This is a genomic window from Embleya sp. NBC_00896, assembly GCF_045207785.1.
Taxonomy (GTDB): Bacteria; Actinomycetota; Actinomycetes; order Streptomycetales; family Streptomycetaceae; genus Embleya.
This window is the reverse complement of sequence record NZ_CP108777.1, coordinates 2638667-2665412: the sequence shown is the minus strand read 5'-3', so window position 1 is coordinate 2665412 and position 26746 is coordinate 2638667. Positions and strand designations below refer to the sequence as shown.

At 69.2% G+C, this 26746-nt stretch carries 27 protein-coding genes and 3 pseudogenes; 17 read left to right on the top strand and 13 right to left on the bottom strand.

What is annotated here, in order from left to right; translation table 11 throughout:
- Window positions 1-261 precede the first annotated feature (261 nt).
- The gene (locus tag OG928_RS45390) at window positions 262-774 is read right to left on the bottom strand and encodes a hypothetical protein (RefSeq protein WP_331767874.1); all 513 of its coding nucleotides are present in this window, start codon (window positions 772-774) and stop codon (window positions 262-264) included.
- 130 nt (window positions 775-904) lie between these two features.
- Between OG928_RS45390 and OG928_RS45385 the strand changes: the two genes are divergently transcribed.
- Complete coding sequence (locus OG928_RS45385) at window positions 905-2515, top strand: IS1182 family transposase (RefSeq protein ID WP_331768337.1); 1611 nt, start codon at window positions 905-907, stop codon at window positions 2513-2515.
- A gap of 236 nt (window positions 2516-2751) precedes the next feature.
- Here OG928_RS45385 and OG928_RS45380 read toward each other — a convergent pair whose 3' ends face one another.
- The 4 genes from OG928_RS45380 to OG928_RS45365 form a co-directional block, all read right to left on the bottom strand.
- Window positions 2752-3147: a hypothetical protein gene (locus tag OG928_RS45380; RefSeq protein ID WP_331767873.1), complete on the bottom strand. Its 396-nt coding sequence runs from the start codon at window positions 3145-3147 to the stop codon at window positions 2752-2754.
- Between the two features lie 513 nt (window positions 3148-3660).
- Window positions 3661-3930 carry a UBP-type zinc finger domain-containing protein gene (locus OG928_RS45375; protein ID WP_331767872.1) on the bottom strand — a complete coding sequence of 90 codons (270 nt, stop codon included), beginning with the start codon at window positions 3928-3930 and terminating at the stop codon, window positions 3661-3663.
- Between the two features lie 49 nt (window positions 3931-3979).
- On the bottom strand, window positions 3980-4291 hold the full coding sequence (locus tag OG928_RS45370) for a hypothetical protein (protein WP_406291923.1): 312 nt from the start codon (window positions 4289-4291) through the stop codon (window positions 3980-3982).
- 63 nt (window positions 4292-4354) lie between these two features.
- Window positions 4355-5416: an AsnC family transcriptional regulator gene (locus tag OG928_RS45365; protein WP_331767870.1), complete on the bottom strand. Its 1062-nt coding sequence runs from the start codon at window positions 5414-5416 to the stop codon at window positions 4355-4357.
- 343 nt (window positions 5417-5759) lie between these two features.
- On the opposite strand from OG928_RS45365, the gene OG928_RS45360 reads away from it, so the two are divergent.
- The 9 genes from OG928_RS45360 (at window position 5760) to OG928_RS45320 (ending at window position 13081) form a co-directional block, all read left to right on the top strand.
- Window positions 5760-6122, top strand: coding sequence for a VOC family protein (locus tag OG928_RS45360; protein ID WP_406291921.1), 363 nt, complete (start codon window positions 5760-5762; stop codon window positions 6120-6122).
- Between the two features lie 354 nt (window positions 6123-6476).
- Window positions 6477-8654 carry an MMPL family transporter gene (locus OG928_RS45355; RefSeq protein ID WP_331767868.1) on the top strand — a complete coding sequence of 726 codons (2178 nt, stop codon included), beginning with the start codon at window positions 6477-6479 and terminating at the stop codon, window positions 8652-8654.
- Between the two features lie 253 nt (window positions 8655-8907).
- Window positions 8908-9939, top strand: a complete 1032-nt coding sequence (locus tag OG928_RS45350) for a hypothetical protein (protein WP_406291919.1) — start codon at window positions 8908-8910, stop codon at window positions 9937-9939.
- A gap of 214 nt (window positions 9940-10153) precedes the next feature.
- Window positions 10154-10429 (top strand): hypothetical protein, encoded by a 276-nt coding sequence (locus tag OG928_RS45345; protein WP_331767866.1) that lies wholly within the window; start codon window positions 10154-10156, stop codon window positions 10427-10429.
- Window positions 10399-11154 carry a helicase-related protein gene (locus tag OG928_RS45340; protein ID WP_331767865.1) on the top strand — a complete coding sequence of 252 codons (756 nt, stop codon included), beginning with the start codon at window positions 10399-10401 and terminating at the stop codon, window positions 11152-11154. The genes OG928_RS45345 and OG928_RS45340 overlap by 31 nt, the downstream gene beginning before the upstream one ends.
- Before the next feature lie 2 nt (window positions 11155-11156).
- Window positions 11157-11309 (top strand): hypothetical protein, encoded by a 153-nt coding sequence (locus OG928_RS45335; protein ID WP_331767864.1) that lies wholly within the window; start codon window positions 11157-11159, stop codon window positions 11307-11309.
- 128 nt (window positions 11310-11437) lie between these two features.
- Window positions 11438-12352 (top strand): hypothetical protein, encoded by a 915-nt coding sequence (locus tag OG928_RS45330; RefSeq protein ID WP_406291916.1) that lies wholly within the window; start codon window positions 11438-11440, stop codon window positions 12350-12352.
- A 147-nt stretch (window positions 12353-12499) separates the two neighbouring features.
- Window positions 12500-12658, top strand: coding sequence for a hypothetical protein (locus OG928_RS45325; protein ID WP_331767862.1), 159 nt, complete (start codon window positions 12500-12502; stop codon window positions 12656-12658).
- 177 nt (window positions 12659-12835) lie between these two features.
- Window positions 12836-13081: a hypothetical protein gene (locus OG928_RS45320; protein ID WP_331767861.1), complete on the top strand. Its 246-nt coding sequence runs from the start codon at window positions 12836-12838 to the stop codon at window positions 13079-13081.
- A 369-nt stretch (window positions 13082-13450) separates the two neighbouring features.
- On the opposite strand, the gene OG928_RS45315 is transcribed toward OG928_RS45320, so the two are convergent.
- Window positions 13451-13792 (bottom strand): hypothetical protein, encoded by a 342-nt coding sequence (locus OG928_RS45315; RefSeq protein WP_331767860.1) that lies wholly within the window; start codon window positions 13790-13792, stop codon window positions 13451-13453.
- A gap of 412 nt (window positions 13793-14204) precedes the next feature.
- On the opposite strand from OG928_RS45315, the gene OG928_RS45310 reads away from it, so the two are divergent.
- From OG928_RS45310 to OG928_RS45295, 4 genes are all read left to right on the top strand, one after another.
- On the top strand, window positions 14205-15044 hold the full coding sequence (locus OG928_RS45310) for a transcriptional regulator (protein ID WP_331767859.1): 840 nt from the start codon (window positions 14205-14207) through the stop codon (window positions 15042-15044).
- A 544-nt stretch (window positions 15045-15588) separates the two neighbouring features.
- A complete protein-coding gene (locus OG928_RS45305; RefSeq protein WP_331767858.1) occupies window positions 15589-16107 on the top strand; it encodes a hypothetical protein in 519 nt (172 codons plus the stop codon).
- A 261-nt stretch (window positions 16108-16368) separates the two neighbouring features.
- Entirely contained in the window at window positions 16369-16617 is a 249-nt protein-coding gene (locus OG928_RS45300; RefSeq protein WP_331767857.1) for a hypothetical protein, read from the top strand.
- A 472-nt stretch (window positions 16618-17089) separates the two neighbouring features.
- Entirely contained in the window at window positions 17090-18157 is a 1068-nt protein-coding gene (locus tag OG928_RS45295) for a YncE family protein (RefSeq protein WP_406291914.1), read from the top strand.
- A 545-nt stretch (window positions 18158-18702) separates the two neighbouring features.
- On the opposite strand, the gene OG928_RS45290 is transcribed toward OG928_RS45295, so the two are convergent.
- Both OG928_RS45290 and OG928_RS45285 read right to left on the bottom strand, forming a co-directional pair.
- Window positions 18703-19383: a hypothetical protein gene (locus OG928_RS45290; protein ID WP_331767855.1), complete on the bottom strand. Its 681-nt coding sequence runs from the start codon at window positions 19381-19383 to the stop codon at window positions 18703-18705.
- The gene (locus OG928_RS45285) at window positions 19368-19865 is read right to left on the bottom strand and encodes a sigma-70 family RNA polymerase sigma factor (RefSeq protein WP_406291913.1); all 498 of its coding nucleotides are present in this window, start codon (window positions 19863-19865) and stop codon (window positions 19368-19370) included. Before OG928_RS45285 ends, OG928_RS45290 begins: the two co-directional genes overlap by 16 nt.
- Window positions 19866-20496: 631 nt before the next feature.
- On the opposite strand from OG928_RS45285, the pseudogene OG928_RS45280 reads away from it, so the two are divergent.
- Both OG928_RS45280 and OG928_RS45275 read left to right on the top strand, forming a co-directional pair.
- Window positions 20497-21112, top strand: a pseudogene (locus tag OG928_RS45280) (dihydrofolate reductase family protein).
- Between the two features lie 4 nt (window positions 21113-21116).
- Window positions 21117-21959, top strand: a complete 843-nt coding sequence (locus OG928_RS45275) for an alpha/beta hydrolase (protein ID WP_331767853.1) — start codon at window positions 21117-21119, stop codon at window positions 21957-21959.
- A 357-nt stretch (window positions 21960-22316) separates the two neighbouring features.
- On the opposite strand, the gene OG928_RS45270 is transcribed toward OG928_RS45275, so the two are convergent.
- A complete protein-coding gene (locus tag OG928_RS45270) occupies window positions 22317-23096 on the bottom strand; it encodes a hypothetical protein (RefSeq protein WP_406291912.1) in 780 nt (259 codons plus the stop codon).
- 297 nt (window positions 23097-23393) lie between these two features.
- Entirely contained in the window at window positions 23394-23708 is a 315-nt protein-coding gene (gene mihF, locus OG928_RS45265) for an integration host factor, actinobacterial type (RefSeq protein ID WP_331767851.1), read from the bottom strand.
- A gap of 509 nt (window positions 23709-24217) precedes the next feature.
- Between mihF and OG928_RS45260 the strand changes: the two are divergent.
- Window positions 24218-24364 (top strand): annotated as a pseudogene (locus tag OG928_RS45260) (AbiV family abortive infection protein); the annotation flags it as partial.
- Between the two features lie 120 nt (window positions 24365-24484).
- Here the strand turns inward: OG928_RS45260 and OG928_RS45255 are convergent.
- From OG928_RS45255 to OG928_RS45245, 3 genes and pseudogenes are all read right to left on the bottom strand, one after another.
- A pseudogene (locus tag OG928_RS45255) lies at window positions 24485-24541 on the bottom strand (hypothetical protein); the annotation flags it as partial.
- A gap of 814 nt (window positions 24542-25355) precedes the next feature.
- Window positions 25356-25670: a hypothetical protein gene (locus OG928_RS45250; RefSeq protein ID WP_331767850.1), complete on the bottom strand. Its 315-nt coding sequence runs from the start codon at window positions 25668-25670 to the stop codon at window positions 25356-25358.
- 438 nt (window positions 25671-26108) lie between these two features.
- The gene (locus OG928_RS45245) at window positions 26109-26267 is read right to left on the bottom strand and encodes a hypothetical protein (protein ID WP_331767849.1); all 159 of its coding nucleotides are present in this window, start codon (window positions 26265-26267) and stop codon (window positions 26109-26111) included.
- Window positions 26268-26746: the final 479 nt, after the last annotated feature.

The window sequence follows — 26746 nt, the reverse complement described above, 5'->3', positions numbered from 1 at the left end:
GCTCTTTAGACGGTGGCGCCGCTTTTGCCCGCGCTCACCCCGATCTCCGCAGACAAGGACCGCCGACGACCGCGAAGCTCGACTGCCACCTGCGCAAGGTCATGGCCGACCGGGGGTCTTCTCCACCACCGACCTGATCCCGTTGTTGGAGGGACGGACGCGGCATCGCCTGGCGGCGATTCCGAAGAGCGTGCGGGTTCGGTGACCACCCGGTCCCGCACGCTGCTTTGCAGCCCTCGCCGCACGTTTCCGGGGGCTATCTCACAGCGCCCACGTGTACGCGCGCCCGTCCGGGGCTGCGAGGCGGACGTGTTGGCCGGTGGGGCCCACGTCGAGGGTGAACCATTCGCGGCGGGGCCGGTTCACGTCCTGCCACAGTCGGTGCGCCTGTTCGATCGGGGCCCACAGGTCGCGCGGGCCGGTCCGGGTGACCTCGGCGCCGTCGTCGGTCTCGGTGACGGTGGTGGTGCTGCCGTCGAGGGTGCGCAGCAGGGTGGTGTGGCGCTGTTCGGTATGGGTGAACGTGCGGGTGGTGTCGGGGTCGAGGTGGAGTTGGGCGAAGAAGGAGAATGTCCAGTCGTCCAGGGCCCGGGGGGTCAGCGTCGAGGTGCGGGTCTCGTCTGCGGCGTCGTCGTCCTCCCGGTCGGCTCTCTGAAGGCCTGCGTCGACATCGGTGTCGGGTAGGAGTGGCATGAATGCGGCGGGGGTGTGCATGAGCTTGACTCTGTCGGGGATCTTGAGGATCCCCGGCGAGGCAGCATGATCAACGGGCATGCTCGGCTCTGTTCAAGGACCGATGCAATTGTCGAGGTGCCCGTTGTCGCTCCACGCCCGTCCTGGTGAGCAAGTCCCTTCTCTGACCGTGCAGATGGCGCGAGCGAGCAACCCGCGCGGCACAACGGCGATGTGGGTGAGAGACCACCTGGGCGGGCTGTGGCGTGACGAAGACTTCGCCGACTGGTACCCGCGCAACGGCCGCCCCGGGCTCTCGCCCGCCCAACTGGCCACCGTCTGTGTGCTGCAGTTCCTTCTCGATCTGTCGGACCGGCAGGCGGCCGAGGCGGTTCGCTGCCGCATCGATTTCAAGTACGCGCTGGCCATGGAACTGGACGATCCCGGCTTCCACCACAGCGTGCTGGCCGACTTCCGCGAGCGTCTCACCGAGGGCGGCCGAGCCGACCGTCTCCTCGACCTCGCGCTCGCGCGCCTGAAGGAGGCCGGTCTCGTCCGCGAGCGCACCACCCAGCGCACGGATTCCACCCATGTCCTGGCCGCGGTGCGCGACCTGACCCGGCTGGAACTGGTCACCGAGGCCGTCCGCGCCGCGCTGGAAGAGCTGGCCGGCACCGCTCCGCACCTGCTGGCCGGCCTGGTCGACGAGGAGTGGGGGCGGCGCTACGGCCGTCCGGTCCGTCTGGGCAAGAACCCCACCCGCCCCAAGACCAGGATCCTTGCCACAGGCGCCGACGCCGTCCGGCTGCTGGAGCACGTCGGGGAGCGTGGAGCGGATCGCCTGTCCGGTCCCCGGGTCCAGGCCCTGCGGCAGATCATGGTGCAGAACTACCACCGCGACGGGGCCGGCCGCCTGCGCTGGCGCACCGTCGAGGACGGCGGGCTGCCGCCCTCGGCCGTCGCAGTCGTCTCGCCCTACGACCCGACGGCCCGCTACGCGCGCCGCGGACATGTCACCCGTTGGAAAGGGTTCGTCGCACATCTCACCGAGACCTGTGATCCTGACGGCGTCAACGTGATCACAGATGTGGCCACCACCGACGCCACCAGCTACGACGCGAAGGCTCTGCCCGGCATCCACACCCGACTGAAGCGCCGCGGGCTGCTGCCCACCGAGCATCTGGTCGACGGCGGCTACACCTCCCTGGTCCATCTGGAACAGGCAGCCCGCGAACACCAGGTCACGATCACCGGCCCGCTGCCGGTCAACTCCACCCGCCAGCACCGCAAGAGCGACGGCTTCGGCCGCGACGACTTCCACATCGACTTCGACCGCCGGCAGGTCACCTGCCCGCAGGGCGAGACCAGCGCGGGATGGCACGGCCCCTATCCGACCTCCTCACCCACCGCGGCACCTCTGATCGTGGCACGGTTCACCAAGAGCCAGTGCCGTCCCTGCCCGGTCCGCACCCGCTGCACGACCACCACCGACAGCGCCCGAACCGTGGGATTTCCCCCGCGAGAACTCCGTGACCTGCAACTCCGAGTCCGCGCCGAGCAACAGACACCCGAGTGGCGGGCCCGCTATGCGGTCCGCTCCGGAGTGGAAGGCACCATCAACGAGCTCGCTCACGGACACGGCATGCGCCGCTGCCGCTACCGGGGACAGCAGAAAGCCCACCTACAGCACGTGTTCACAGCCATCGCCGCAAACATCGAGCGCCTCAGCCGACGGCCGCCGACCGGAGAAGCACCTTCGTCCCGGCCGCCGACCGCCTTCCAGAACTTCCTGGACCACCACGGGATCCCCCGGCCGAGGTCTTGGCGGTCCGCCAGAGACTGAGCAGACGACACCAAGATCCCCGACAGAGTCAAGATGAGTGCCTGTTCCATATCCCCGGGGCCAGGGACCGCGCGGGTTCGACTGTCCTTCGACATTGAACCTTGACTGCTTGCCACTGAAGTTTGACGACCGATAGTCGGCCTCAAGACTGTCCGTCAGTCAGTAGAAATTTGCGCTGGTGTAGGCATGGCCCCCGATCACATGGAGCGAGGCCTTTTCGCCCGTGCCACATCGACTCATGAGCGAACATTTCGACTGTGGCGCAGGAACTCCAAAGCGGCGACTGTGATTTCCTTGCCCACCTTGTCAGCTCGATATCCTCGGGACTTGATGTATTCGTAGAATTCTGAATCCGGCCCATAGCCATACTGCTCCAGGTAGTAGGCCTGTGCCGACGCCCAGATCCAGACGCCATCGGTCATGGTCAAGATCGGAACGACCTTGCCTTTCGACGCATCGAGCCGATCCGGGGCCAGCCCGGCAGCCCGCTCGACAGCGGTACCACCGTGTGCCAGAAATTCGACCAAGCGTTCACGCTCATCCTGATCATCGATGCGTGGCCTGGACTCATCGAAGTACGGACCGGACTCTGGATCGACACCATCGAACAACCGCGCACGCTTGAATTCCACCGCTACTCCCTCAGTTCGGATCATTCGGTCGGAACGTTGCCACTCGCCGTCAGGCGGCCAGGTCGAGCACTTATCGCCACATTCATCGACGTTGGAGATGCTGCGGTGAAGGCAGCGCCGCACGCCAAGAGCGGGGCCGGTCACCGGTCAAACTTTAGTGGCAAACGGTCAAGGTTCAGTATCAAAGGACATCGACCGCTCTTTTGAGGGCAGGTTGGAGGTCCGCCGGAGGGTTGTGTCCGGTCGATGAGGTGATCGGGCTGCCGGATCGCGCGTTGCTGTGGGAGCGTGGAAGGGCCCGAAATTGGTGGGAGTGGGTGGCGGCCGGCCGGATGGCCGTCAGTCTCGGTCGTTCTCGCGGGACGTCGGCTGAGTCGTCCGCCGGGACTGCCTGCGGGTGATGCGCCTGGTCATGAGAGTGATGACGGCCCAGGTGATCAGCGATTCCGAGTACTGGACGAGCCGTTCGTAGTCGCGGCCGTGCTGCGCCGGGCCGCGTCTCGTCGCCGGCCATCACACGAACGCCTCGTGGACGAAGCACCACCGCCAGTCCTCGCCGGGCTCGAGCGACGCCACGATCAGATGGCCGTCGGCGGCGGCGTGACGGCGGGCGTGCCGGTTCGGCGAGGAATCGCAGCAGCCGACGTGGCCGCAGGTCAGGTAGAGCCGGAGGTGAACCCAGGGGGAATGCGTGGCGAGGCATTCCTCGCTCCCTGGGGCGCGCGGGGTGACGGGCGTACGAGGGCGAGGTAGGGGTCGGTTCGTACGGTCATGGCCGATCATCCTTTCCCGGCCGGTTGGCGGCCGGCGATCGACTGTTCCACCCACTGCCTCAGGGCAGGGGCACGTGGCCGCGCACCCCGGGTACCGATATCGCCGGGTCGATCGCGCCGATCAGCTTGATCCGGTCGTCGACGGTCATCAGGCCGGTGGCCCGCAATCCGGACGCCATGGCAGCGTAGTCGGTGGAGACCCAGTGCGTGGCGTTGTCGAGCTGTATCCGGCGGGTGCGTCCTTGCGGGTGGGCGAGCATGGCCGACCAGCAACGATCGAACCGCGCGTTGCGGAAGCCGTCGGTCCCGAGCAGCAGCATCGGCCAGTCCGTCCCGTGCCGGGCGATCGGGAAGAGTTCACCTTGACCCAACCCGACCCGATTCCGTTCTCCGCCTCCCGGTCCGGAAGGCGCGCCTGGCTCGCAATCCGCGGGTCACCGCGGGCGAGACGACTTTGCCGAGTCGTCGGAACGGGAACGTCGAGGCCGCGACACGGTGGGCGCCACCGGCCCGGCCCGCTTGGTACGGCGCTGCGTGATGGAGGTCTCGATTCGGGTTATGCCTGCGACCTCGGCCAGGTCGGTGGCCAGATACTCGTACAGAGCATCCGTGTCGCGACACTCCAGGATCGCGACGACAGTCGCCTGCCCGGTGGTGATGGCGGCGAACGCGACCATGTCGTGGCGGGACAACACTTCGGTGACCGCCACCAGGTCGGACGGTGCGACCTCCAGCCATACGATCGCCTCGATCGAGCGGCCGAAAAACTCGGGATTGACCTCCACTTCGAAGGCCAGCACCCGGGCGTCGCGCAACCGGGTGATGCGGTGCCGGACGGTGGACTCCGACCATCCGGTGGCGGAACGCAGGTGGGGCAAGTCCGCACGACCGTCCTCCGCAAGCGCTCGTGCCAAGAGCTCGTCCCCATCGCTCCACGCGATCGCGCCCCGCTCGGCATCCACCGCCACGCCGACCGTCGAAGGGCGAAGGCGGGCCTGTTCGGATTCGTCGAGGGCCTGCATCCGTCCCTTCCAACCACCGACTCCGACGATCGGACGCAACACACAGGCCGCGAGCACGTCCCGCACCCCGTGGGTACGCCCCAGCAGTTCGAAGAACGAAGGACGTGCCTCGAACGAAGGGCGCGCCTCACCTTCCCCCGAGGGGGCACGCACCATGCACGTGATCTCCGTCCCGCCCACCAACGGGGCGATCCAGGAGGTGTCCTCACGCTGGGAGAGCGTCTGGGCGAGTGTCTCGGCACTCGCGGGTACACAGCGGATGCGCACGAACCAGTCGAGCATCCCGATGCGGCGGCTGTCGATGTTGCCGACCACGCGCACGATCAGCCGCGACCGCAGACGCAGATAGCGGCGCGCGATTGTGCGATCGGAGACCTCGAGCACTGCCGCGATGCGACTGAAGGAAGCCCGTCCGTCGAGTTGCAGGGCATGGATCAGGCGACGATCGAGATCGTCGAACGTGACGGATTCCATCGGTTCCGCCTCCTCGAACGTCCAATTCCAGTGAACTCGACGGTCATTCCATCCGCTGGTGGGTCGATGGTGAACATACTCGCACCACCGGACGGGCACGACGCAGCCGCTCATGGGTCCACGGCTTCGCGGCTGCGGCCCGTGCGTGTTCGACCGGGTCCCTGCTGCGGCGATGCCGCCCGAGTGCACCGCGCACGGGTATGCGGCGCGTTCCGGCAGGGCGGACCGTCCGACGGAGGCCACACGGACGGTCCGCAGCGTGAAAACGACGCTGAACGGCCTTATATCGCACGCTTCGACCATCCAAGGAGAGCACTTGCCGGCCGTATTTCCCATCAGGTACGTGGCCGACGTCGACGCCTCGCGGCGCTTCCACACCGGCCTCGGCCTCGCCCTTCGACCGGAACCGAGTGTCGACGTATGGGCGCAACTGTCGGCTGACGCGGGTGCCCTGGGAATCCACGACGCAGCCGTGTCGAAAGGGCGCCCTCCCGGCACGGTGGAACTGGGATTCGCCACGGAAGAGAGGCTCGAGGACGTCGCCCGGCGACTGGCCGACGCCGGCTACGAACTCAAGCTCTTCGACGAGGACTTCGGGCGCAGCATCCGCGTCGTCGACCCCGACGGCGTCAACGTCCGGATCCAGGAGATCGACCAGGACACCGTCCGGCGCACGGCGGCGGCCCTGAGCACCGAGCGTGACTGACGTTCAGTCACGACGTGCGATCCGTCGGGCGCCGGGCGCAAGCCCGCCGAGAGGCGTGACGGGGCTCTCCTTGGCGGCCCCTCACCGAACGCCTGAGCGTCCCAGGCGGGGACGCTCTCGGCGAACAGGACATGCGGGATGCGGGTCTTGGGGGGCATGAACCATACGGCGCGGACTTCGGCGGCCGCGTAGTCGCGGTGCCGGGCCTGCCACAGCTCGTCGGTGATCAGTTCGCGCCGGGCTTCCGGCGCCAGGCGGGCGTCGGCGGCGAGGACGACGTGACCTCTCGGGTTTCTCGCGAGTGCTATGGACGCTCCCCGTTGGGGGTGTCAATTCCAAGACAAGGAACGATCGATGGCTTCTTCCACCAGTGCCGTGTCATGGCTCGGCTGGTCGCGGGTGATCGCCGGGAGGCGGTCCAAGTGGGCCGTGCTGGTGCTGTGGGTCGTGCTCATCGCGGCGGGCGGCACACTGGCGTCGCAACTGGGGTCGGTGCAGGACAACGATCCGCAGACATGGCTTCCGGCGGACGCGCAGTCGACGAAGGCAGTCGATGTCGCCAAGGACCACTTCGCCCAGAAGGACGTGAGCACCGCTGTTGTGGTCTACGCCCGTGCGGGCGGACTCACCACCCGCGACCTGACGAAAGTGGCAGAGGACCGCGCGGCCTACACGGCGCAGGAGTTCGTCGCCGGAGAGGTGCCCCAAGCGGCCGTTTCGGACGACGGCGAGGCTGCGTCGCTGAGTGTCCCGGTGCGCACCGACACGAGCGACAACTCCGTGCTGGCCGACGGCGTCGACGATCTGCGCTCCCTCGCGCGGCAGGGCGCACCGCCCGGGCTGGACGTGCGGATCGCCGGGGAGGCGGGCAACATCGCCGACTTCATCAACGTGTACTCGGGCATGGACGCCACGCTTCTCGCGGTAACGCTCGGGCTGGTGGCGCTCATTCTGCTCGTCACCTACCGAAGCCCGGTGTTGTGGCTGGTGCCGCTGCTCGCGGTGGCCTTGGGCAGCCAGGTCGCGAGCGGTGTCGTGTACCTGCTCGCGAAGCACGCGGGACTGCTGGTCAACGGACAGAGCGCCTACGTGCTGACGGTCCTGGTGCTGGGCGTGGGCACGGACTACGCGCTGCTGCTGATCGCGCGCTACCGCGAGGAGTTGCGACGGCACGGGGATCGGCACGAGGCCATGGCGCACGCGCTCGCCCGCTGCCTGCCTGCGATCACCGCGTCGGCCGCGACGGTCATCCTCGCGACGCTGTGCCTGGTGTTCGGCAGCATGAACTCGACGCGCGGACTGGGACCGGTGGTGGCGATCGGCGTCGCCGTCGTCCTCCTCGCGATGATCTCACTGCTACCCGCCCTGCTCGTGGTCCTGGGCCGGTGGGTGTTCTGGCCGTTCATCCCCCGCCATACCGACGCTTCACCGGACGCCACCGCGGGTCCCGACGCGCCGGCGCGCGGATGGGCCCGGGTGGCCCGCACGGTGGGTGCTCGGCCCCGTACCGTCTGGGTCGCGAGCGCGCTGGTCCTGGGCGGGCTCGCGCTGAGCGCGACCACGGTGTCCACCGGGCTGAGTCAGGCCGAGCAGTTCACCAAGCAGGTCGACTCGGTCGCGGGCCAGCAACTGCTCGCCGCGCACTTTCCGGCCGGGTCGTCCGCGCCCGTGGACGTATACGTCCGTGACCCGGAGGTCGCCACGGCACTTGCCAAGCTGCCGGGAGTACCGGGGTACGTCTCGGCCGGTGCCGTGGCCTCGGCGGACGGCTGGACACGTCTCGCAGTAGTCCTTGACTCGGGGTCGGACACGCGAGCCGCGCGGCATGGCGTCGAGCGCATGCGCGAGGTGCTCGACCACGCGCCGGGCGAGGCGAAGACCGCGCTCGTCGGCGGGCAGGCGGCGATCGCGCTCGATACCTCGAACGCGCAAGCCGATGAGGAGCGGCTGCTCATCCCGCTGATCCTCGGCGTGGTCCTGGTCATGCTCATCGCGTTGCTGCGCGCGCTGGTCGCCCCTGTCGTGCTTCTGGTATCCGTCGTGCTGTCCTTCGCAGCGGCGGTCGGTGCCGCGCTCCTGCTGTTCCAGGCTCTGGACCACCCGCGCATCGACCGCGGACTGCTGCTGTTCGGGTTCCTGTTCCTGGTCGCGCTCGGCATCGACTACACCGTCTTCCTGATGACCCGGGTTCGCGAGGAGGTCGCCCGCCGAGGCCACCGGGAGGGCGTGATGGCCGGACTGACCGTCACCGGCGGGGTGATCACCTCCGCCGGGATCGTGCTTGCTGCCACGTTCTGCGTGCTTGCCGTGATCCCCACCGTCAACGCCCTCCAGCAAGGGCTCCTGGTCGCCGTCGGGGTGCTGCTTGACACGTTTCTGGTACGCAGCCTGCTCGTTCCCGCACTCGCGATCGACCTCGGCCCGCGTTTCTGGCGCCCGGGACACCCCGAGGCCGCACTGCCGCACAACCAACACCGACCCGAAACCCCCCGAACACCAGAACCCGCCACCACGCAGGGAGCCACCCCATGAAGCCCTCCACCACCGTCCTCGTCACGGGCGGCACCGGTGCTCCCGGCCGTCACCTCGCCGCGCCTGCGCGCGGCCGGGTCGCCGGTCCGGGGGGATGTGTCTGAAGGTTCGCGTAAGTCCGTCATATGACCGAACGAAGCACCAGGGGGCAGGCATTTCGCACGAGTCTGTGCTTGGGGTCCACGACCGGCTCCACGAGCGCCGGGGCGCTCCGGCCGTAGGGGAAACGAGTCGCTTCAGCCACCTGCGTTCGTTGAGTTCGCGGGTCAACTCATGGCTGGGGCCGTCAACGAACAGCAAGGTTTTGGCGAGGGAATTCGAGGATGCCTTCGCAAGCGTGCTTCCCCAACCGATCGAAGTCGATTTCGGCGGGGTGCACTACAACCCGGCGCGTGTATTCGGCAGAGGGCTGCTCATGTCGGCGATGTGCTTCCCTGGGATGGCGCTCAACAGGTTCGCCGGCTGTGATCTGGGCGCGCCCGAAGCGACGCCCGAGGGGCAGAATTGGACGCTGGGTCGTTACGACCCGGCCGACGGAACCGTGTACATGAACGAGCGATACTTCGGCACCCGGTCGTGGGATCAAGCCCAAAACCAGCAGACACCTCGCACGCCGCTGCAGGCGAGGCTCGGGGGCCCCTCCCCTGCGGCCTACGGAGCTCATGAGGGCGGGCACGCCGCAGCCCACGGCGCACTCCCGGGTTGGGAGTGGGGCGGTTCGTTGGCGGAACGCGAGACCAATCTGGGCGAGGATCTCTTGCTTCTTTGCGACCCCCGGGGCGGCCCCCCGCCCCGGCAACTCGTCGCGGCCGCCGGCGAGTACGCGGCCTCGACGCCACCGGAGACGATCGCCGAACTGTCGGCCGACGTCGTCATGAACGCCGATCGTGCTCACCGCTTCTCGGCCGGCGTCTTCAGTCGCCTGAGACTGGCCCAGGGGCTGGACGAGCGGGGAACGCTGGGCATGGCACCCAATCTCGCCGCGGCACGGCATCCGGGTCCGTCCCGTGAGTTTTCCTTCGGTGGGGCGCTGGGCACGCAAGGGAAGGTCCACCAGTGGTCCGAACTCCTGCCCGGTTGGGAGAGGTGGAAGGCGAGCGGGGTCGATGCCAGGCCGGCGGCCGCTGGGTTCGAACCCTTCACGCTCCAGTACGTCGGCAAGGATGGCCGGGTACTGCCCCCCGGCCGCGACGACGTTTCGGCCCAGCGGGGCCCTTTGCGTGGCGCGCTGTCCCACATGGTCACCGGCAGGCGGGACAGGGGGACCGCGGTCGACCGCTGGTGAAGCGGCCACCGTAATCACTCGCCCAAGGACAGCTGGGCAAATGGGTCAACAACCAGTCCGCACATGCCGGCCATCCCCCGGCACGGGAAACCCCGACCACCTCGTCGAGAACGTGGCGGCGGGGGGATCCGGCTCACGGATGCGAAGGTGAGGCGGCTCGACGTGCTCGCATGATCCACGGTCACCCATTGTGTTCGAATTGACACACAGGGGCATGCGTCGCGTACTGGTGGAGGACGAACGGATCTTCGGCCCTACCGTCCATCGGCTGGAACTCGCGGCCGGGGTGCGTCTGGGCCTGCTCGCAAGGCCGCGGATCGTGGTGGTCGACGTCGCCGACCCCACCGTCCAGGGTCTGGCCACGGCCGGCGGTCTCGACCTCAATCGGGCCCGGGCCGACGGACACTGGAGGAGGTCGAGGAGTACCGGGCCGCGCGCCTGGCCGCCCTGCAGGCCGCCGTGCTGCGAGTCGCCGCCGACCAGGCGTTGAGCACGGTGATCGCCTACCACGCCCGCACCGCCGAAGCCGAGGCGTGCGCGGAGACCCTGCCCGCCGTCGCGCAGCGGCTCCACGAGGCGGACCCGCTGCGGTATCCGGCGGCGGTGTGGGCGGACTGGCTGTGCGGCGAACACGAGGCCGAGCACCGGCGGCGGGTGCTGGGCGACTTCGCCGCGCACACCGACCGACCCGAACCCGCCAAACTCTTCGAACTCCCCGACCGGGGCGAGGTGATGACCCGGCGGGCGGTGCTCTCCAACGTGCGCGTGCTCGCCGAAGGCGTCGACCTCAGGGCCGACGCGGTCGCGTTCATGGACCCCAAACTGAGCGTGATCGAGATCGTCCAGGCCATCGGCAGGGTCCTGCGTCAGGAACCCCACGAGGGCCGCACCGCAACCCTGCCGGACGCGACGACCCCGCCCAGCGATGGTCCCTGGACTGGCAACGCATACTCACGACGGTACGACTGCACGTCGAGAGCGGCGGAAGCCTCGACGAACTGGTGCCCGGACACACCGTCGGCGGCGAGGACGTCGGCGCCTGGCTTGAACGGCAACGGCGCAGCGGGGCGAGCCTGTCGCCGGCGCAGCGGGAGGCGTTGGCGGGGGTGGGCGTCGAGGTGGCCGAGGTCCCGGCGCAGCGCGCGGCGGCGGTGGACCGGTGGGCGCTCACCTTGGCCGCGGCGGCCGCGTTCCGCGAGCGGGAAGGGCATCTGACCGTGCCGCGCAAGCACGTCGAGACCGTCGAGGCGGGCGGTGGGGCGCACCAGGTGAAGTTGGGTGTCGCGCTCGCCAATGCGCGGCAGCGGCGTGCCACGTGGGCGGCGGATCGTGTCGATGTGCTCACCGCACTCGGGATGCGGTGGACGTAGGTGAAGGTTGTCGCGGCGGGGGTTCGCGAGTTCTCGTGAGCAAGACCAAGGATCGACGAGCACGGCGCGTTCTTTCGATTTCGGCCGGCGTCGAGTCGGGACGGGCGCGTCCGAGATGGGCGACGTGGATGGACGTCACGCGTTCGGCGTACGTCGCAAACGGGTGGCGGCTCGTTGAATCGGTCATGGAGTACACCGCGCTCACTCGCGACGATCTGGGGCCCTGTGCCGCGCAGCCGGGCGATTCCGTCGTGCTCGGCAATCTCTTGGTCGAGTGCGCCACATTCCCCGAGGCCATCTTCGAGTGGGCGGATCGCGAGTGGGACCCGCGGTGGGTACCCGAGGTGTTCGCGTCCCGAGTGCTGGGCGTCACGGTGCCCGTCGGATCCGTGCTGGAACTCTGCGGCATCATGGCCGACGAAGGACGAGGCGCCGTCCTGACCGTCGAGTCCCTGACCCCCCAGTGCCAGGTTGTTTTCGCCTGCCACATCCGGCGCTTCGCATTGTTCCTCACCCAGGCCGGGGCCGCGGAGCTTTGCCCCGTGCCCGGGTGTTCCGCCGGGCCGATCCACGAACACATCTTTCGGTGCCGTCGCCATCTCGTCGACTGCGATGTCGACGAACCGGCCCGGATGGCCCGGGAGTACGGAGGGACTCGCCGCGAGGAACTCGATCGCGACCCGGCACGCATGGCGGGCGACCCACACGCCGACCTCCTCGCCAAGGCCGCCGCCGCACACGGCGCCGCCGAACCCGTGAACGCCGCCTACCTGGACGGGTTGTTCGACCCCGAGATGATCGACGAAATCCACTGGGATCCGACCGAAGCTCTGGCCATGCGCCACGCTTTGGAGCGCGAGGGGCTCCGGCTCCGCCGCGTCGCAGACACCGAGACACGCCTCATCCGCGCCCGGATCAAGAACTGCACGACTTGTGGGGGCGGCCTCTCCCCCTGGGCCGTTCAAGCCGTCCCACCGTACTTGTGTGCAGGGGCCTGCGTCCCCTCTGCCGCCGACGTTCGCGCGCTCACCGCGACCGGGTAGAGGCCGTAGCGGTGATGTCGCCCTCGTCGATGGCGGAATCGGAGAACCCCGGCCCCGGCCCGCGAGGATCACCGGTCCCGGCAGCGGCACCGACCCCGAGCTGATGGATCGGCTCCGGCGGCAGGTACTCGACGGAAGAACCCAGGCGTGATCCCGCTGTACCCGTACCGCACGAATGGGCCGGGCGTGCTCGGCACGGGCCCCGGCGGCACCGGGCCCTTCGGCCGGTGGCCCGATCCCGAAGACGACCGGGACCGCGACGACGACATCGACTCGGATGAGCAGCAGTCGGCGAGCGACCCTTGATGTGTGGCCCGCATCCGCGTGTGCAAGAGTCGGGTGATCAGGCGTAGTTCCGCGCTCGCGGCGTCGTAGACCTGGGAGGATCCGACCTCGTCGTCCAGGTGCGGGCGCCCGCGCTTCCGGCACCACGTGCCTCGGGCCGGTCACAGAGGCCGGCCCGGCGCCGGCTACGTTGTGTCGATGACGACACCGAACGAGGAGTTCACCGACGCCGACCGGGACCAACTGGCCGTCCTGTTGCATAAGTACGCCCAGTACGGCCTCGACCAGTGGACCGCGCTGCGGACGTCGACGACGCACGGAACGGTCTACATCGCGATCACCCGCGACCCCCAGGACGGCGCGACCGACGAGGACTACCACTCGATCGACCGCTTCGTACCAGGACCCACCACGCGCTCCGAGAACACACACCAAAACCGGTGAACCCCGGGACCTGCCCGGGCTCGCGCCGGGCAGTCTCCGTTCCTCCCCTCGAACCAGGACAACGACAACCTGCGCGCGCAGGACGCCCGATGGACACCGCGCCCCGACCGTCGTCGTCACTCGAAGGCGATGTCGTCGTCGAGAAGTCCAAGGCGCGGCTCGCCGGCACGGACGACGCCGGCCCTCTTCCGGCCTCGGGTATCGCTTCGGCTCGGGCCCGGCGTACCCGCCGCCATCGCGATGGTCGGCACCGGCTCGATGGGCACTGCCCTCCTGGCGGGCGCGGTGGCGGCCGGTTCCTCACCGGCGGCCTCTGGTCGTACTCGCCGTGAGGTGGGTGTCTCGCCGGGTTGACGCGGTGTCGTCCGTTCACTTCACGCCGGCAGGCCGTTCGGAATCGAGCGCCGGTGCGGGACCCAGCACAAATTCGCAGATCTCCATCCCGACGAACGAGGTGCGGTCGCAGTCGAGTTGAAGCCACACGCGGGGCTCTTCCTCGTCGTCAAGATGGACCCACACGTTGTCGGCCCGGGCCGTGGGACCTGTCCGAAGGTAATTGCAGCCCTGCCGGCACCCGCACCAGCCGTGGAACCGCAACCGCTCCACAACCTGTGCCAGGACCGACTCACCCTCGGCGACCAACGCCGCGCCCAGGAACGAGACCAGCGCGGGATAGACGTCCGCAAGCAGCGGTGGCTCACTCTCGCTCACCCGGCAAGGCTACCGGCGCCCCGTACGATTCGAACCTCGCCGTCAGGGCCCTGAACCTGCGTCAGAGGTTGACGCTCACAGTCGGGGATCTTGCGAGGCGGGGGGGTGACCTCGATGGTGTGCTTCTGGTCCGAGCGCCGCCGAGGACGCACACTGTCGTGGTCCTCCCGACGACGTGGCAACGGGAGGCCCCACAGGGCGTCTCGGACGGAACACACCCCGACCAACGGAACGCACCCGATCATCGGAGTACACGAGTGCTGCGGATCCACTTCACCGCGGAGGACCTGGCGCCGACCCGATTGGCCGCGACGGTCGGTGCGGCGGCCGAGACCTAACACAGCCTGGAACTGCTGCACGTTCCGCGCAGCCCGCTGCCCTTCCGAGCCGGCGCAGCGCGGTGGCCGGGCGGATGGCGGCGCCGGGACCGCTCACCGCGCTGATGCCCACCCGCGGCCCCGGCCTCGATCTGCGCACGCTGGTCGGGGACTCACCCTCCCTCGACGAGGGCATCGAGAACCTGCTCGCGGTACCCGGCGGGCGATTACGCAAGGAACTGGGGCATCTGACCTTCGCCCCCGCGTACTCGACCTGGGTTCGCGACTTCCTGGACGGCGGCCTGGAACCGCGCCGCGAGTTCGCCGAGGCCCTGCGCGCCTGCCACGAGGTGACGGTCGCGCCCTTCCACGACCGGGTGCGGTCGCACCTGGAGGCGGCCCGGAGCCACTACGCCCACACGCTGCTCGACGGCGGTGTCGAAGGCCTGTTGGCCGGGTTGTCCGTACCGCTCATCCGCTGGGATCCGCCGGTCCTGGAACTTCACCATCCCAGGGAGCACGACATCCGGCTCGGCGGCCGGGGTCTGGTGATCGCACCGACGCTGTTCGTGTGGCGGGAAATGACAGTGCTCTGGGACGCCCAGGACGAAACCGCGCCGTACGTGTTGGCCGTGCCCACGGTGCGCGACCTCCAGGACGGCGTCGCGCTGTGGGAACGCGGCGCGGCGGACGGCCGCGCGCTCGGCGCGCTCCTCGGACAGACCCGGGCCGCCGCACTGACCGTGATCAACGACTTCTTTTTGGGGATGCCGACTCGCTTGACGGGACTGAACCGGTATCGCTCGTGGCGCATCGCATCGACAATGCGTCCGATCTTGTACGGTGCTTCCGCATGCGTGACCTCACTTGGTTTCGGCGTAGCGTCCAGTTGCCACCCATCGTGGACGGTTTCACGAACACCAACGACGGGCTGAGAGGCTTCACGTTCTCCGGACGGAGCGATTGCTCCCGTCCCATGCCGCAACGTGCGGCTCCCACCCCGGTCCTTGGTTCTCCGTCGGACTCCGTGCCCCCTCGTGGGAGAGGCGATGCCGCCTCCAACGGTCCCTGAGCACGATCTCGTCGACCCCGAGTCCCTTCCGGGGCCCGACAACCCTGCGCGGGCCGCCGTCCGGAAGAACAGAGCACCTCGGCAGCGCCGCCGGAGTACGACCCGGCGCGGTGGACGCCGACCGAACGGGAACGGGCCAGGGCCGAGGGGGGCAACGCCGCGCTGCCGACCGTACGGCGCGCCTACGACCACCCGGCCGGCCGGAGCGACCCAGGGAAGTGACGACACCTTCACCCTCGCGGTCCCGGATGGCCCGGTCGCCGGGCGGGCGGTACCCGGGACCTTCTGCGTTCTCCCACGATTCCCCCAAATGTGACTGTGCTCGGAACACACGCCGTTAACGTGATTTCCGCCAATAGAACGGAAGTTCGCGAACCGGATCAGGTGGGCCTGTGCCGACCGATCGGATGTCCAGGGTGATCGTGGTGGCGAGCGGTGTGCTGATGGCCGCGGCGCTCACCGGGTGCGGCGGGTCGTCGTCGGACCACAGGACCGCAGACGCCGCGACGACGACGGCGCAACCGAGCGCCGCCGTCCCGAGTGCGACCTCCGCGGGCACGTCGGGCGGCGCCACCAACGGTGGCTCCGGCGCCGGTTCGGGTGTGCCGACGGCACGGCTCCCTTCTGCTTCCACGTCGGCCGGAGGCGGCTCGGGTGACAACGCGGCCTTCTGCGCCGACGCCGTCAAGGCCATGGCGACCGACGACAAGCTCGACAACGGCCTACCCGACGCGCAGACGATCGAGGTGTGGGACCGCATGAACAAGGAGGCGCCCGCCGCGATCGAGAGCAGCGTCGACAACGTCGACCGCCAACTGCACCAACGGGCCGACCACGGCACGATGGACGACATCAGTGGCTTCGCCACGGCCTACCAGTCGGTTCTGCAGTGGGTGGGCGGGAACTGCGGCCTGACACCGTCGTAAAGCGGGCACGGAACGGCGGGTCGGGGTCGGCGTCGGATTCGGGGTCGGCTCACGCCGGCGCCTGCGCACAGGGCGCGATGTGCCCGTCAGGGCGATTCGACTCGACCATGGTGCTGTGACGTCGGCGCCGAGCGGCTGGTGATCGTGGTCCCTCCGGTGGTCCCGGACGCTGCCCGGGTCGCGAAGACCCGCGTCCTGAAACAGGCCGCCGAGGAGGCGGGTCGGAGTTTAAGCACTCGGCCATCGCCCTGCGCAACACGGTTGGCGAATCTGGAACCGGTCTTCGCGGCCCGGGATCCGTGCGGCCGCGAACAGCGGTGTGTCGAGGCGCTGCCGGCCGCGTTCCCGGAGCCCCGACCGATCCTCGAAGGTGTCCTGGCGTGCGGTCTGCCCCGACTCGCGGCGCTGGAACCGGTCCACCGCCTCGTGTGGCGGCAACTGCTGGTGATCGACCGGAACGCGCCGCTGCTCTCCGAGTCCCTCGCTCGGGCCGCCCGGGAGGATCGATGAACGCGGCACTGGCGACGGGTACGCCGCGGTGTCCGCTTTCACCGCCGCCGCCCTCTTCCTCCGGTCATCCCATTCGGTGAGTCCACGACAGCCGACGAGGATGCGGCGATGCTCGTGAACGCGCGGAAATGCCGCTTCGCGTTCGCAGCGGCGGTGGGAAACGGCAGCAGCCGGCGAGTTCGCTTCCGGTCGAAGATCTTTTTTGATCCGCGTTCCCTTCAACGCGGCGTGGTACCGGCGCGTATCCCCTTGAGAAGGCAGTCACCGAGTCGGCAGCGCGCACGGGCCGGCAAGCACGGGGGGCGCATCCCATCGAGCGCGATCACCGGAAGCCGTTGACTCCTTCGATCGGAACCCAGGAGGCGACGGACGTCAGATGACCAGGTCTGCGAACGATCCGGGTTCCGCTGTAGTGCATGGCCATGCGGGTGTCCACAGCGGGTGGGCACCACGAACAAGGGAGACAGTCCCGGTGAAGAAAGCCAGGATCACTCGCCGAATGATTCTCAGCACCGCCGCTCTCGCCGCCGCCCTGACCCTGCCGGGCGCGGTGGCCTGGGCGGAGTCGGGTTCATCGGCGGCGACGTGGCTCCACTCCTCGTTCGGCGCCTACACCGGCACCGTCGACGGCGTGCGCACACCGTTCGACCCCACAATTCACAACAACAGCATGGCGATCAGCCCCGACGAGCGCATCGCCGTGGCCACGAACTCCGAGTCCGATCACCTGGTCGTCGTCGACCTGCGTCGCGACCGGAAGATCACCGAGATCAAGGGATATGTCAGCCCGCGCAACATCCTGTTCGCCCCGGACGGCCAGAGCTTCACCGTGTCCGACAGCACACTCGGTGTCGTGGACCAGATCTCCACGCGCACCTTCCGGGTGGAAAAGCGCCTGCCGCTGGGTGCCGGCGTGTTCGGCACCGCCCAAACCAAGGATGGCAAGCGGCTGTACGCCAACAACCAGGCCTCGAACACGGTCACGGTTGTCGACCGCGTCAACAGTACGCCGCAGACCGTCCTCACCGGGTTCTCCCAGCCGCGCCAGGGAGTGAAGCTCAACTCCGCCGAGGATACGTTGTACGTCACCAACTTCCAGGGCGACCGGATCACGGCCGTCGACACCAAGACCTACAAGACGAAGGACATCAGCGGGATCAAGGAGGTGCGGGGGCTGTCCATCAATCGTGACGGCACGCGACTGTACGCCGCCAGCACCTTCGACAACACGGTGTCCATTGTCGACACCGCTTCGGGTCTCATAGTAAAGAAGGTCCCTGTGGGGCCGAAGCCCTACGGCGCCGCCCTCTCCCCCGACGAAAAGATCCTGTTTTCCGGGAACATGGAGGGGAACTCGTTGACCGCCGTCGACCCCACCACCGGCGCCGCCACCGCCACCGTGACCGGCCTGAAGGGTCCCCGCCAGGCGATCAGCTTCAGTGCCGACTCGAAGACCGCATGGGTCCTCAACAGCGACCTGACCATCGCCGAAGTCAACGTGGACGGCCTCGAGGTGACCCGCACCCTGGGCTCACGCTGACCCATAGCCCATTACCACGGCGGTCGCACGCTCGGTGTGACCGGCGGTGTTCTCGATCCTTCGCAAACGGTCGTCGGTCGCCACGGTCGGCGGATCGTCGCCTCTGACGCGGCCGACGGCCGACGGAACCAGAAGGCGGGTGTCGTCCGGGTGGACCGGTTCCACCGCGGCGCCGGTCGATGGACACGAACCGGCCGAGGGGAACAGGCACAACCGCCACCGGCGGGCCCCGAACGCCCGCGGTCTCCAGCTTGTCCGGGGCAAGGTCACGGACGGGGCGCCGGTGGAGCCGGGCCGGCGCTGATCACACGATCCGGGGCCCGTACCCAGGAGGGGGCCACCGGAAGGAGCTCCGTGACTCCCGCGTCGCTTGAACCGAGGGCGGGGATCCCGCCGGTGATCCTCCCTGTTCGGGGGCGGCCGAGTCGGCGGGCGTCGCTGTGATGGACGGCACGGCAGTGGTGTTCCCGTGCGTGTCCTTGGTGGGGGGGGATCGTCCGACCGCCAAGGAGGGAAATCAGCGCCATGTAGTCGGGGTTCGACGGTCAACCGGAGGTGGACGGCGTCACAAGAACGTGGGTCACGACGTGTCCCTTCGCGTCTTCGACGATCAAAGCGATGATGGTGTCCTTGCGCATGGCGGTCACCATGCGCAGGGAGATCGACTCGCCGGTCGTGGCTCGCACGCTGCCGCCGGGAGCACGCGTGCCCTCGGCATTGACCGTCATCATGCGGTAGGTCTGTCCCGCCTCGAGGCCCGACAGGGCCACGGGCACCTCGGTGCCCCACGCACGATCGACCATCTGCCCTTGACGGACCATGACCACGGATGATGTGTGAGGTGCACGGTGGTCTTGGTCCGCCGTGAGGGGAACCAGCACCGCGGCGGCGACCGTGACGAGTGCGGCGGCGACGCCCAGTGCGATCCGCTGCCCGCGACTGGTCCGGGCGGTCTTCGCTTTGACCACGTCCCGGCGGATCCGGTCGCCGAGATCCCTCGACGGCCGGGCACGGGTCTCCGCCCCCTGTGGACGGGTCCAGTCCGCGAGGGGGTTCGCCCGCCGCAGGGTTCGGACCACGTCGTCCGTCTCGGCGGCCTCGCGGGTGCAGTCCGGGCACCGGCCGAGATGCCGGGACACCTCCTGTGGCAGGGGCGTCCCGAGCAGCAGGTGCTCGGTCAGGAGCGGACGGAAGGGGAAGCATTCCTCGTTCATGGCGCCAGCCACCCGTTCTCCTCCAGGACGAGTCGCAGCGACCGGACGCCGTAGTACAGGCGACTGCGCATGGTGGACGCCGGAACACCCAGTTCCTCACCCAGCTCGGCGCAGGTACGACCGCCGAAATACACTTCCACCACCGCCTCTCGGTGTTGCGGGCTCAACCTCTGCAATGCCTCCCCGAGCTGAATCCGATCGAGAAGCCGATCGACGGGGTCGAACATCAGGGACGACTCGGACACTGCGTCCCACGACGAATGGCCGGGGCCCTCCCGGGCTTTGCGCCGCCGTATGGCGTCCACCACGCCGTTCCGGGCGATGGCGAACAACCACGTTCGCAGACTGCCCTGACGCGGATCGAAGCCCCGGGGCGATCTCCAGGCACGGACGAACGTTTCCTGTACCACCTCCTCGGCGAGCTGCCGGTCGTCCAGCGCTTTGAACGCAAACCCGAAGAGTTCGCCACCGTAGGTTTCGTAGGCGGCCTGCACCTCGCGTTCGGTCCGCAATCCGACGGAATCCGGACCTTTGGTTGTGTTCCGCCCGCGAAACCACCGCAGAGGACTACCGCTCACAGTCACGCCCACTCGCATGCGTTCCGCGCCGGCCTGTCATGGTGCTCCCCATCTTCGGAGACAACGTTCGTCAGGGAATACGCAGCCCACGGCGCATGTGTTGAAACGCCGGTGAAGAAAGTCGCTGTCACCCGGGACATTCAGGTCTCCTCCGCCGGCATCAGGGCCGGCGGTGGGGCGGTCGCCGAAGGAGTTCGCCCCGAATGCGTTCACCGCCGCGTGCGAGACGCTCGGGATCAGCGTGCAGCCCGCCCCGCCGTTCGCGCCGACGGCGAAGGGCATCGTCGAGCGCAGTGGTGGTGGCCGCGTTCCACGTCGAACGTCGTAGTCATCACGAAAACGCGGCCGCAACGCTTCACCCGGCCATTCCGAGCACCAGAGAGGCCATACCCTTCGACCTGTGCATACGTGCCTCTGAGGTACTCGGGGGCGATCGTCCCCTGTACGTCCGACGTGCCGCCTCGCGCGTCGTGGTACCGATCTGGCATCCGTCAAACACTTCATACGTGAGCGATGAGTTTCGGCGGCGGATCGGGTCTGCCCTGGCATGACTCGAATCATCGCCGACATCTCGGTCTCTCTCGACGGCTTCGTCGCCGGGCCCGACCCCGGTCCGGACCACGGTCTGGGCACCGGCGGCGAGGCCCTGCACACGTGGGCGTTTTCCGACGACCCCGACGACCGCCGGGTCCTGCGCGAAGGGACCGCCCGCTCGGGCGCCGTCGTCCTCGGCCGCCGGCTCTTCGGCGTGGTAATCGGGCCGAACGGCTGGGACGACACCTCCGGCTACGGCGCCGGCGAGGTCGGCAAGCCCGCGTTCGTCGTGACGAGCTCGCCGCCGGAGTCGGTGCGGCTCACCGACCTCGACTGGACGTTCGTCACCACCGGTCTGCCCGACGCCGTCACCGCCGCGCGCGAGCGCGCCGAGGCGGCGTCGTCGGACAGCGGCAGGGACCTCGACGTCGTACTCATGGGCGGCGGCGCCACGATCGGCTCGGCGCTCGACGCCGGGCTGGTCGACGCGCTGACGCTGCACCTCGCGCCCAGCGTGCCCGGGCGCCGGGAAACCACTGTTCACCGGCGGAGCGCCGCGCACGCCGGTGCAACGGAGCGTGATTTCGACATCGACCGCGACGCACCTTACCTACGACGTCTCCCGGTGATCCGATGACCACTGTCAACGCCAATGAGATCGCCTTGGGCATCGAGTCGTTCGGTGACGACGACGCGCCACTCGTCCTGCTCGCGGGCGGGACGACGATGCTCTCCTGGCCCGACGCGCTTTGCGAGCGCCTCGCCGCCGGCGGGCGCCGTGTGGTGCGCTACGACCTGCGCGACAGCGGGGGGTCGACGACGACGGATCCCGAGGCGCCCGCCTACACCCTGCGTGGCCTCGCCGCCGACGCTGCGGCCCTTGCCGACGCGCTCGGCGGGGGGCCTGCGCACCTCGCGGGGATCGGCGTCGGCGGAATGGTCGCCCAGGTGGCCGTGCTCGACCATCCGGGCGCGTTCTCGGCGCTCACCCTGGTCGGCACCCGCGCGGTTGCCCCTGGCCCGCCCGACGATGACCTCCCCGACCATGACCAGGCGACGATGAGCCGGCTGTTCGCGCGTCCGATGCCCGACTGGACCGACCGCGAGGCGGTTGCGGAGTTCGTCGCCACCGGCGCGGAGATCCTCGGCGACGACCCCGTCGCCGCGCGCGCGATCGCTGCGCGCATCTGGGACCGCACGCCCGGCACCGCACCACCGGTCCAGATGGCCAACCAGATGGGCATGGTGTTTTCCAGGCTCGACTGCACACCCCGCTGGCGCGAGCGCCTGCCCGAGATCGAGGCCCCCACGCTCGTCGTCCACGGCCGCCGCAACCGGTTCTTCCCCGTCGGAAACGGCGAGGCGATCGCACGCGAGATCCCTGGGGCACGGCTGCTCGTCCTCAAGGAGGCCGCCACTGCGATCCCCGATGCGGCGGTCGGCGAGGTCACCGAGGCGATGCTCACGCTCGGATAGAGGACGGCGGGTGCCGCGCGGGTCTGGCCTAACTCCACCGGCAAGATCACGATCTACGGCTGGAGTATCAGCGGCCCGGAACGGCCCCAGGGCGGCGAACCGGCCCGCCACTCCTCCGCTGTCGTCGTCGCGGGTCAGGCGGGCGATGCCGTAGGACACCCACGGCGAGGTCCACGGAACCAGGTCCCGGAAGACCGAGTCAGGTACGCGCCACCGGGGCAGTCGCAGGGCGGCATCCGACCGTGAGGTGAAGGTCGTGAGGTCGTCGTCGGTCTCCTGATCGCGCAGAGCACCCTGAACGAGAAGGCGGGCGTAACCGGCGTCCGCCGGCGCGCGCCGAGCGGCCGACCGTGCTCATCATCCGCCGGGGCCGGCGAGGCGTCGAAGCAGGTCGGGAACGCCGTCGAGCCCCACGATGTCCAGGGTCTGGCCGCTCGCCCGGTGCACGGCGAGGCAAGGCCCGTCGGGCACGCGGGCGAGGACCGTCCAGTCCGACAGGGCGAGCCGTATCACGCGGGCGCCGCCATAGGCCGCCTTGCCCACCTGCACGCCCGAGGGCTCGTCCGCTTCGGCGGCCGCCAAGGCGGCCGAAAGGGCGGCGACGTCGCGGTGCTCCGGCTCGGGTTCGCGCGCGAGGTCCACCAGCCGCACCGGGACCGGCCCGGGATCGTGGTCGCCCATGTTGTGGGCGTGCTCCAGCCAAGTCTGCTCGTACAGTGCTCTGGGGCGGTAGTCCTGGAGTTCCCGGGCGAGTTCGGCAACCCGGGCAGTGTGCGCGGCCTCGCGGGCGGTGTCCCCCGTGGGCGGGCGCAGGATCGGCCGGCGGTCGGTGACCGGGTCACGTGGCTCGGGCACGCCCACCAGACGCAGGTCGCAGGACATGGGCCAGCCGGGCAGATCCGCGACCACGGCCTCGGCGTCGAGGTCGAGCCCGCACGCGATGCCCGATTCCTCCGAGGCGAGGAACGTGTCGATGTGGCCGACGTCGCGAGTGATCCGCGTCCAACGCCCGCCCCCGCGGTCCAGGGCCAGGACCAGGCCGTAGCCCTTGCCGAACGGCTCCACCCCCAGGCGCTTGCACGCCGCCCGGTAGCCTGCGGCGATCTCGGCGGGCCAATCCTCGGGCTTGAGCAACATCGGGAGAACAGGGAGGAGTTCCCGCCCGCTCTCGTCACGGGACGCCTCCTCCGCAGGTGTGGCGGAAGTCGACACCGATGAGCGACGTGATTTGCGTTGATTTCGTCCCATGACACCACCATGTGACCTCCGCCGCGGACATGGAGGTGTTTCGAGTGAATCGGCCGAGCCACTCGTCCGGTGGTCCGCCGGACCTGAACCCCGTGTTGATCGAATTTCGACATCTCGCGTGCGTACGTGTACGTCGCCGGCTGGTTCCTCATCCGCCCGGAGACCGGGAACACGCTCCGCCGCCGGTCATCCCCGTGGGGCGAACCGTTCCAGGAGACGGTCGCGTTGTTGAATGCCGAGGCCGCGCACACGGCGGCTCTCGGAGATCTCCAACTCCCCGAGGAGCGTCGCGGCCCGCGCCCTGCCGATGGCGGGAAGGGATTCGAGCAGGGCACGGACCGGCATCTTGCGCACGGCGTCGGAGTCGGCGGCCAACACCTCGCCCAGCGACAACCGGCCGCGCTTGAGCGCCTCCTTCACCTCGGCCCGCTCCCTCCGCACGGCGGCGGCCTTCGCGAGCGCGGCCCGGCGCTCCTCGGTGGTCAGCGGCGGCACGGTCATCAGGGTGCTCTCCTCGCATCACTCGGAACGGAACGGACCCATCATCTCTCTCCACCCGAAGCTTCGACCAGCGACTTTGCCGACAGCGGGAGGCACCCAGGGTCCCGATCGAAGGGGTGGGCGCACGACGTCGTCCGGCCGTACGGGAAACGTCTCCTGACTCGGGGCCGTGCGGGAATCACGCAAACGCGTGTGTCCACGTCCAATGGAAGCCAGGACGCTTTGCAGGTCGACGACCGGTCGGCCGCAGACGCAGCGGAGGCACAGGTGAGGTACCAATGCCCGTCCACTGATACCGGGCCGTCCCCGTGCAACGAAGTGGGTCGCCTTCGACGCCGCGGTCCCGACCGTGCCCGTCGGAACCAACGATCAGGCGGCCGGCGATTCCGACGGCGGCGTGGGCTCCTTCAGGAGGCCACTCATCGCGCGGCAAATGAAGCTGCGGCCGTCGTATCAACGGGACACACTCCGAGCATGGTTGAGATGAACCCCGGCGAAGCACGCGAGTTCTGGAAGGCGTTGGTGGACAACGCGTCGTCCCTGATCTCCGATGCCCATCTCTGTGCGTTGCGAAGTCGTACGGTCGGGCGAGATCGCTCACCGTCCTGGCGCAGGAGGAACTCGGCAAGGCGCTCTGGATCTACGACACCTTCGAGCGCGATTGGAGCCGGGGCTACGAGGCGCCCCGCGCGGTGAACGCGCTCAAGCAGCATGGGCGCGGTCAGCTCGGCGATCAACGCGGCGTGGAATCCGGTGCCCGCGCCGACCTCCAGGACGCGCAGGATCGGGCGCCGGGCCGCTTGGTGGGCGATCACGTCCAGAAACGCGGCCATGGCCAGGGGCTGGGAGCAGCTGGAGGTTCGGTGTGCCGGATCGGAGGCGGTGTCCTGGTGCGTCATGCGGCTGGTGTTCGCCTATGCCATCTCGTACAGGTCGGCGGTGTAGGTGGCGCCGGTGTGGTCGATGGGGGTGTGGTGGCCGCGGTGGTAGATCCCGGGCAGGAACAGGTGGCGGGGGTGCGGGTGAACAGTGCGGGCACGTAGGGGTGCAGGTCCATGGGGTGGGCGGTCAGTTCGTCGGCGAGGGCGCGGGCGTAGGGCCGCCAGTCGTCGCGTGTCGGGGCCTGGGTGGGGTTCATCCGCTCTCCCGGGATCGGTGCGGTTCGTAAGTGGGCTCGCGGGCGGCGGGGTGTGGTGCCTTCGGGGTCGGGTGTCGGTGCGCCGTCGGAGTTCCCGGGCAAGTTCACGCGCGGTCGTGCGCCCGCCAGGAGGCGAGCCCGGCCGATCCCTTCACCGCGTCAGCGGTCCTCCTGCGAAGTGGCGCCGACTGCCGGCCGGGATCGATCGGCCGCGTTACCCGCCCCAGTTCCGGTGCATCCTCGTATGGTCCAACTCCGAGTGACCACCAAAGTGTTGCCGGTCCTGCGATCGGGGATCGGCGCGCCTCGTATCGGGACGCCGTCGGCGTGAAACCGGAAGGTTGAACAGATGCTGGACGACGCGGACATCTACGTGGGCGTGTGGCACGACGTGCGGACCGAGGTGAACCCGGCCGTGGTCGCGACGGTCGTCCTGGGCCTGACGGAACGTCACGCCGCAACGGAGCCGAAGGGCGTTGAAAATGGCATGGCCTGCTGCGGAAGCCCGGTCAAACGGTCTCGGCGCCGGCCGGCCGCCGATGGCCACAGTCGATCTCGTTACCGTCGACATCCGTGACATAGCCGTGGCGCCCGTTGAAGTGCACCGTCACCGAGCCTGGACGGTAGTCCACCTCGAAGGGCTCGTTGCCGAGTGTCGTCCCGGGCCAGGGATCGCCCTCGGCAGAGCCGACCGTCCAGACCACGAACGTCTCACCGGGCAACAGCCAGTGGTCGCTCCCATAGCACTCCAAGACCAACTCCAGCAACGCGTCACTGCTGTTCTCGATCCGTAGGCGTGCCACCGGCGTGTCCTGCGCTGCCACTATTCCTCCATCGCCGACCGGTCCCCTTGCCCGGCAGAGTACTCAGTACCCGCTCGACTGAACCCGGTGAACCTTCGCGGTCAGAGCACTACACCGCGGCCGGAGCGGCGCAGGACGCGCGGCGGGTCCTGCCCGAGAACGCGTGACCTACCCGGGGCTCGCACCATGGGTCGAACGCGCTGGAGTGCTCTGTCGGTTCAGTGGGGGTGGGGTCACGTTCGGGTGGTGGTGTGCATTGCGTTCGGGCGAACCGCCCACGCCGGTGCCGGGTTGGTGTAGACGGTAGGCGGGTGCCCTTTGCGGGGTCCACACTTTCGCCTCGTGGCGTGTTGTGGGGGCTGTGCCCCGCGACGGACACCAGGGAACGGGTCCGACCACAGCAACGCGCGGCCGGAGCCGTTCCCTGGTGTCCGGGGCGGGCGCCGGCGCGGGCGGGGCTCAGTGGTGGAGGAGCCACCACACGAGCCATCCGCCGGCGGTGTTTCCCGCGCCCGAGGCGATCCCGCGGACCGCGTGGGAGGCGGTCGTGCGGGCGGCGCGCACGATCAGGGCGTGGACACGCCCGCGGGCCGCGGGGGTGGGGGTGGTGTCGATCATGTGTTGTCTCCCGAGTCCCGGTCGGGGGCCCTCGGTGTCGGGCCGCCCGGTGTCAGGAGCCCATGAGGTCCGGGCCGCTGTGTGTTCGGCGATCGAGCGGCGACCGGTCCGAACGATCCCTACGCTGGTCACCCCGGGAATCCACGGATCCCCGGGAAGTGGTTCGGTCCGAATTCGGACCGAAGACCAAGGCGCGGGACGCGGGGCGGGGGCGTTGATGGACGCGCGAAGCGACGGCGAAGACAGTCGTGAGCAGGACCGCAGGGGCGAGTCTGCGGCGGAGTGTTTCGCGCGATGCCTGCGCGAACTCCATCAGGCGGCCGGCAGCCCCGCGCGCGCCGAACTGATCCGGCGCGGCCTGGCCCACAAACCCCCCGTCCGCCTGACGCCCGCCTCGCTCAGCGACTGGCTCGCCGGCCGCTCCACTCCCACCGCCCACTCCACGCAACTCGCCTTCCTCCTCGGCCACCTGGAGACCA

Bases quoted from the DNA above. Each gene is read 5' to 3' on its own strand.
- OG928_RS45390 (WP_331767874.1), bottom strand. From the start codon at position 774: ATGCCCGTTGATCATGCTGCCTCGCCGGGGATCCTCAAGATCCCCGAC.
- OG928_RS45385 (WP_331768337.1), top strand. From the start codon at position 905: ATGTGGGTGAGAGACCACCTGGGCGGGCTGTGGCGTGACGAAGACTTC.
- OG928_RS45375 (WP_331767872.1), bottom strand. From the start codon at position 3,930: ATGATCGGCCATGACCGTACGAACCGACCCCTACCTCGCCCTCGTACG.
- OG928_RS45365 (WP_331767870.1), bottom strand. From the start codon at position 5,416: ATGGAATCCGTCACGTTCGACGATCTCGATCGTCGCCTGATCCATGCC.
- OG928_RS45355 (WP_331767868.1), top strand. From the start codon at position 6,477: ATGGCTTCTTCCACCAGTGCCGTGTCATGGCTCGGCTGGTCGCGGGTG.
- OG928_RS45345 (WP_331767866.1), top strand. From the start codon at position 10,154: ATGCGTCGCGTACTGGTGGAGGACGAACGGATCTTCGGCCCTACCGTC.
- OG928_RS45330 (WP_406291916.1), top strand. From the start codon at position 11,438: ATGGACGTCACGCGTTCGGCGTACGTCGCAAACGGGTGGCGGCTCGTT.
- OG928_RS45320 (WP_331767861.1), top strand. From the start codon at position 12,836: ATGACGACACCGAACGAGGAGTTCACCGACGCCGACCGGGACCAACTG.
- OG928_RS45310 (WP_331767859.1), top strand. From the start codon at position 14,205: ATGGCGGCGCCGGGACCGCTCACCGCGCTGATGCCCACCCGCGGCCCC.
- OG928_RS45305 (WP_331767858.1), top strand. From the start codon at position 15,589: ATGTCCAGGGTGATCGTGGTGGCGAGCGGTGTGCTGATGGCCGCGGCG.
- OG928_RS45275 (WP_331767853.1), top strand. From the start codon at position 21,117: ATGACCACTGTCAACGCCAATGAGATCGCCTTGGGCATCGAGTCGTTC.
- OG928_RS45270 (WP_406291912.1), bottom strand. From the start codon at position 23,096: ATGTTGCTCAAGCCCGAGGATTGGCCCGCCGAGATCGCCGCAGGCTAC.
- mihF (WP_331767851.1), bottom strand. From the start codon at position 23,708: ATGACCGTGCCGCCGCTGACCACCGAGGAGCGCCGGGCCGCGCTCGCG.
- OG928_RS45245 (WP_331767849.1), bottom strand. From the start codon at position 26,267: ATGATCGACACCACCCCCACCCCCGCGGCCCGCGGGCGTGTCCACGCC.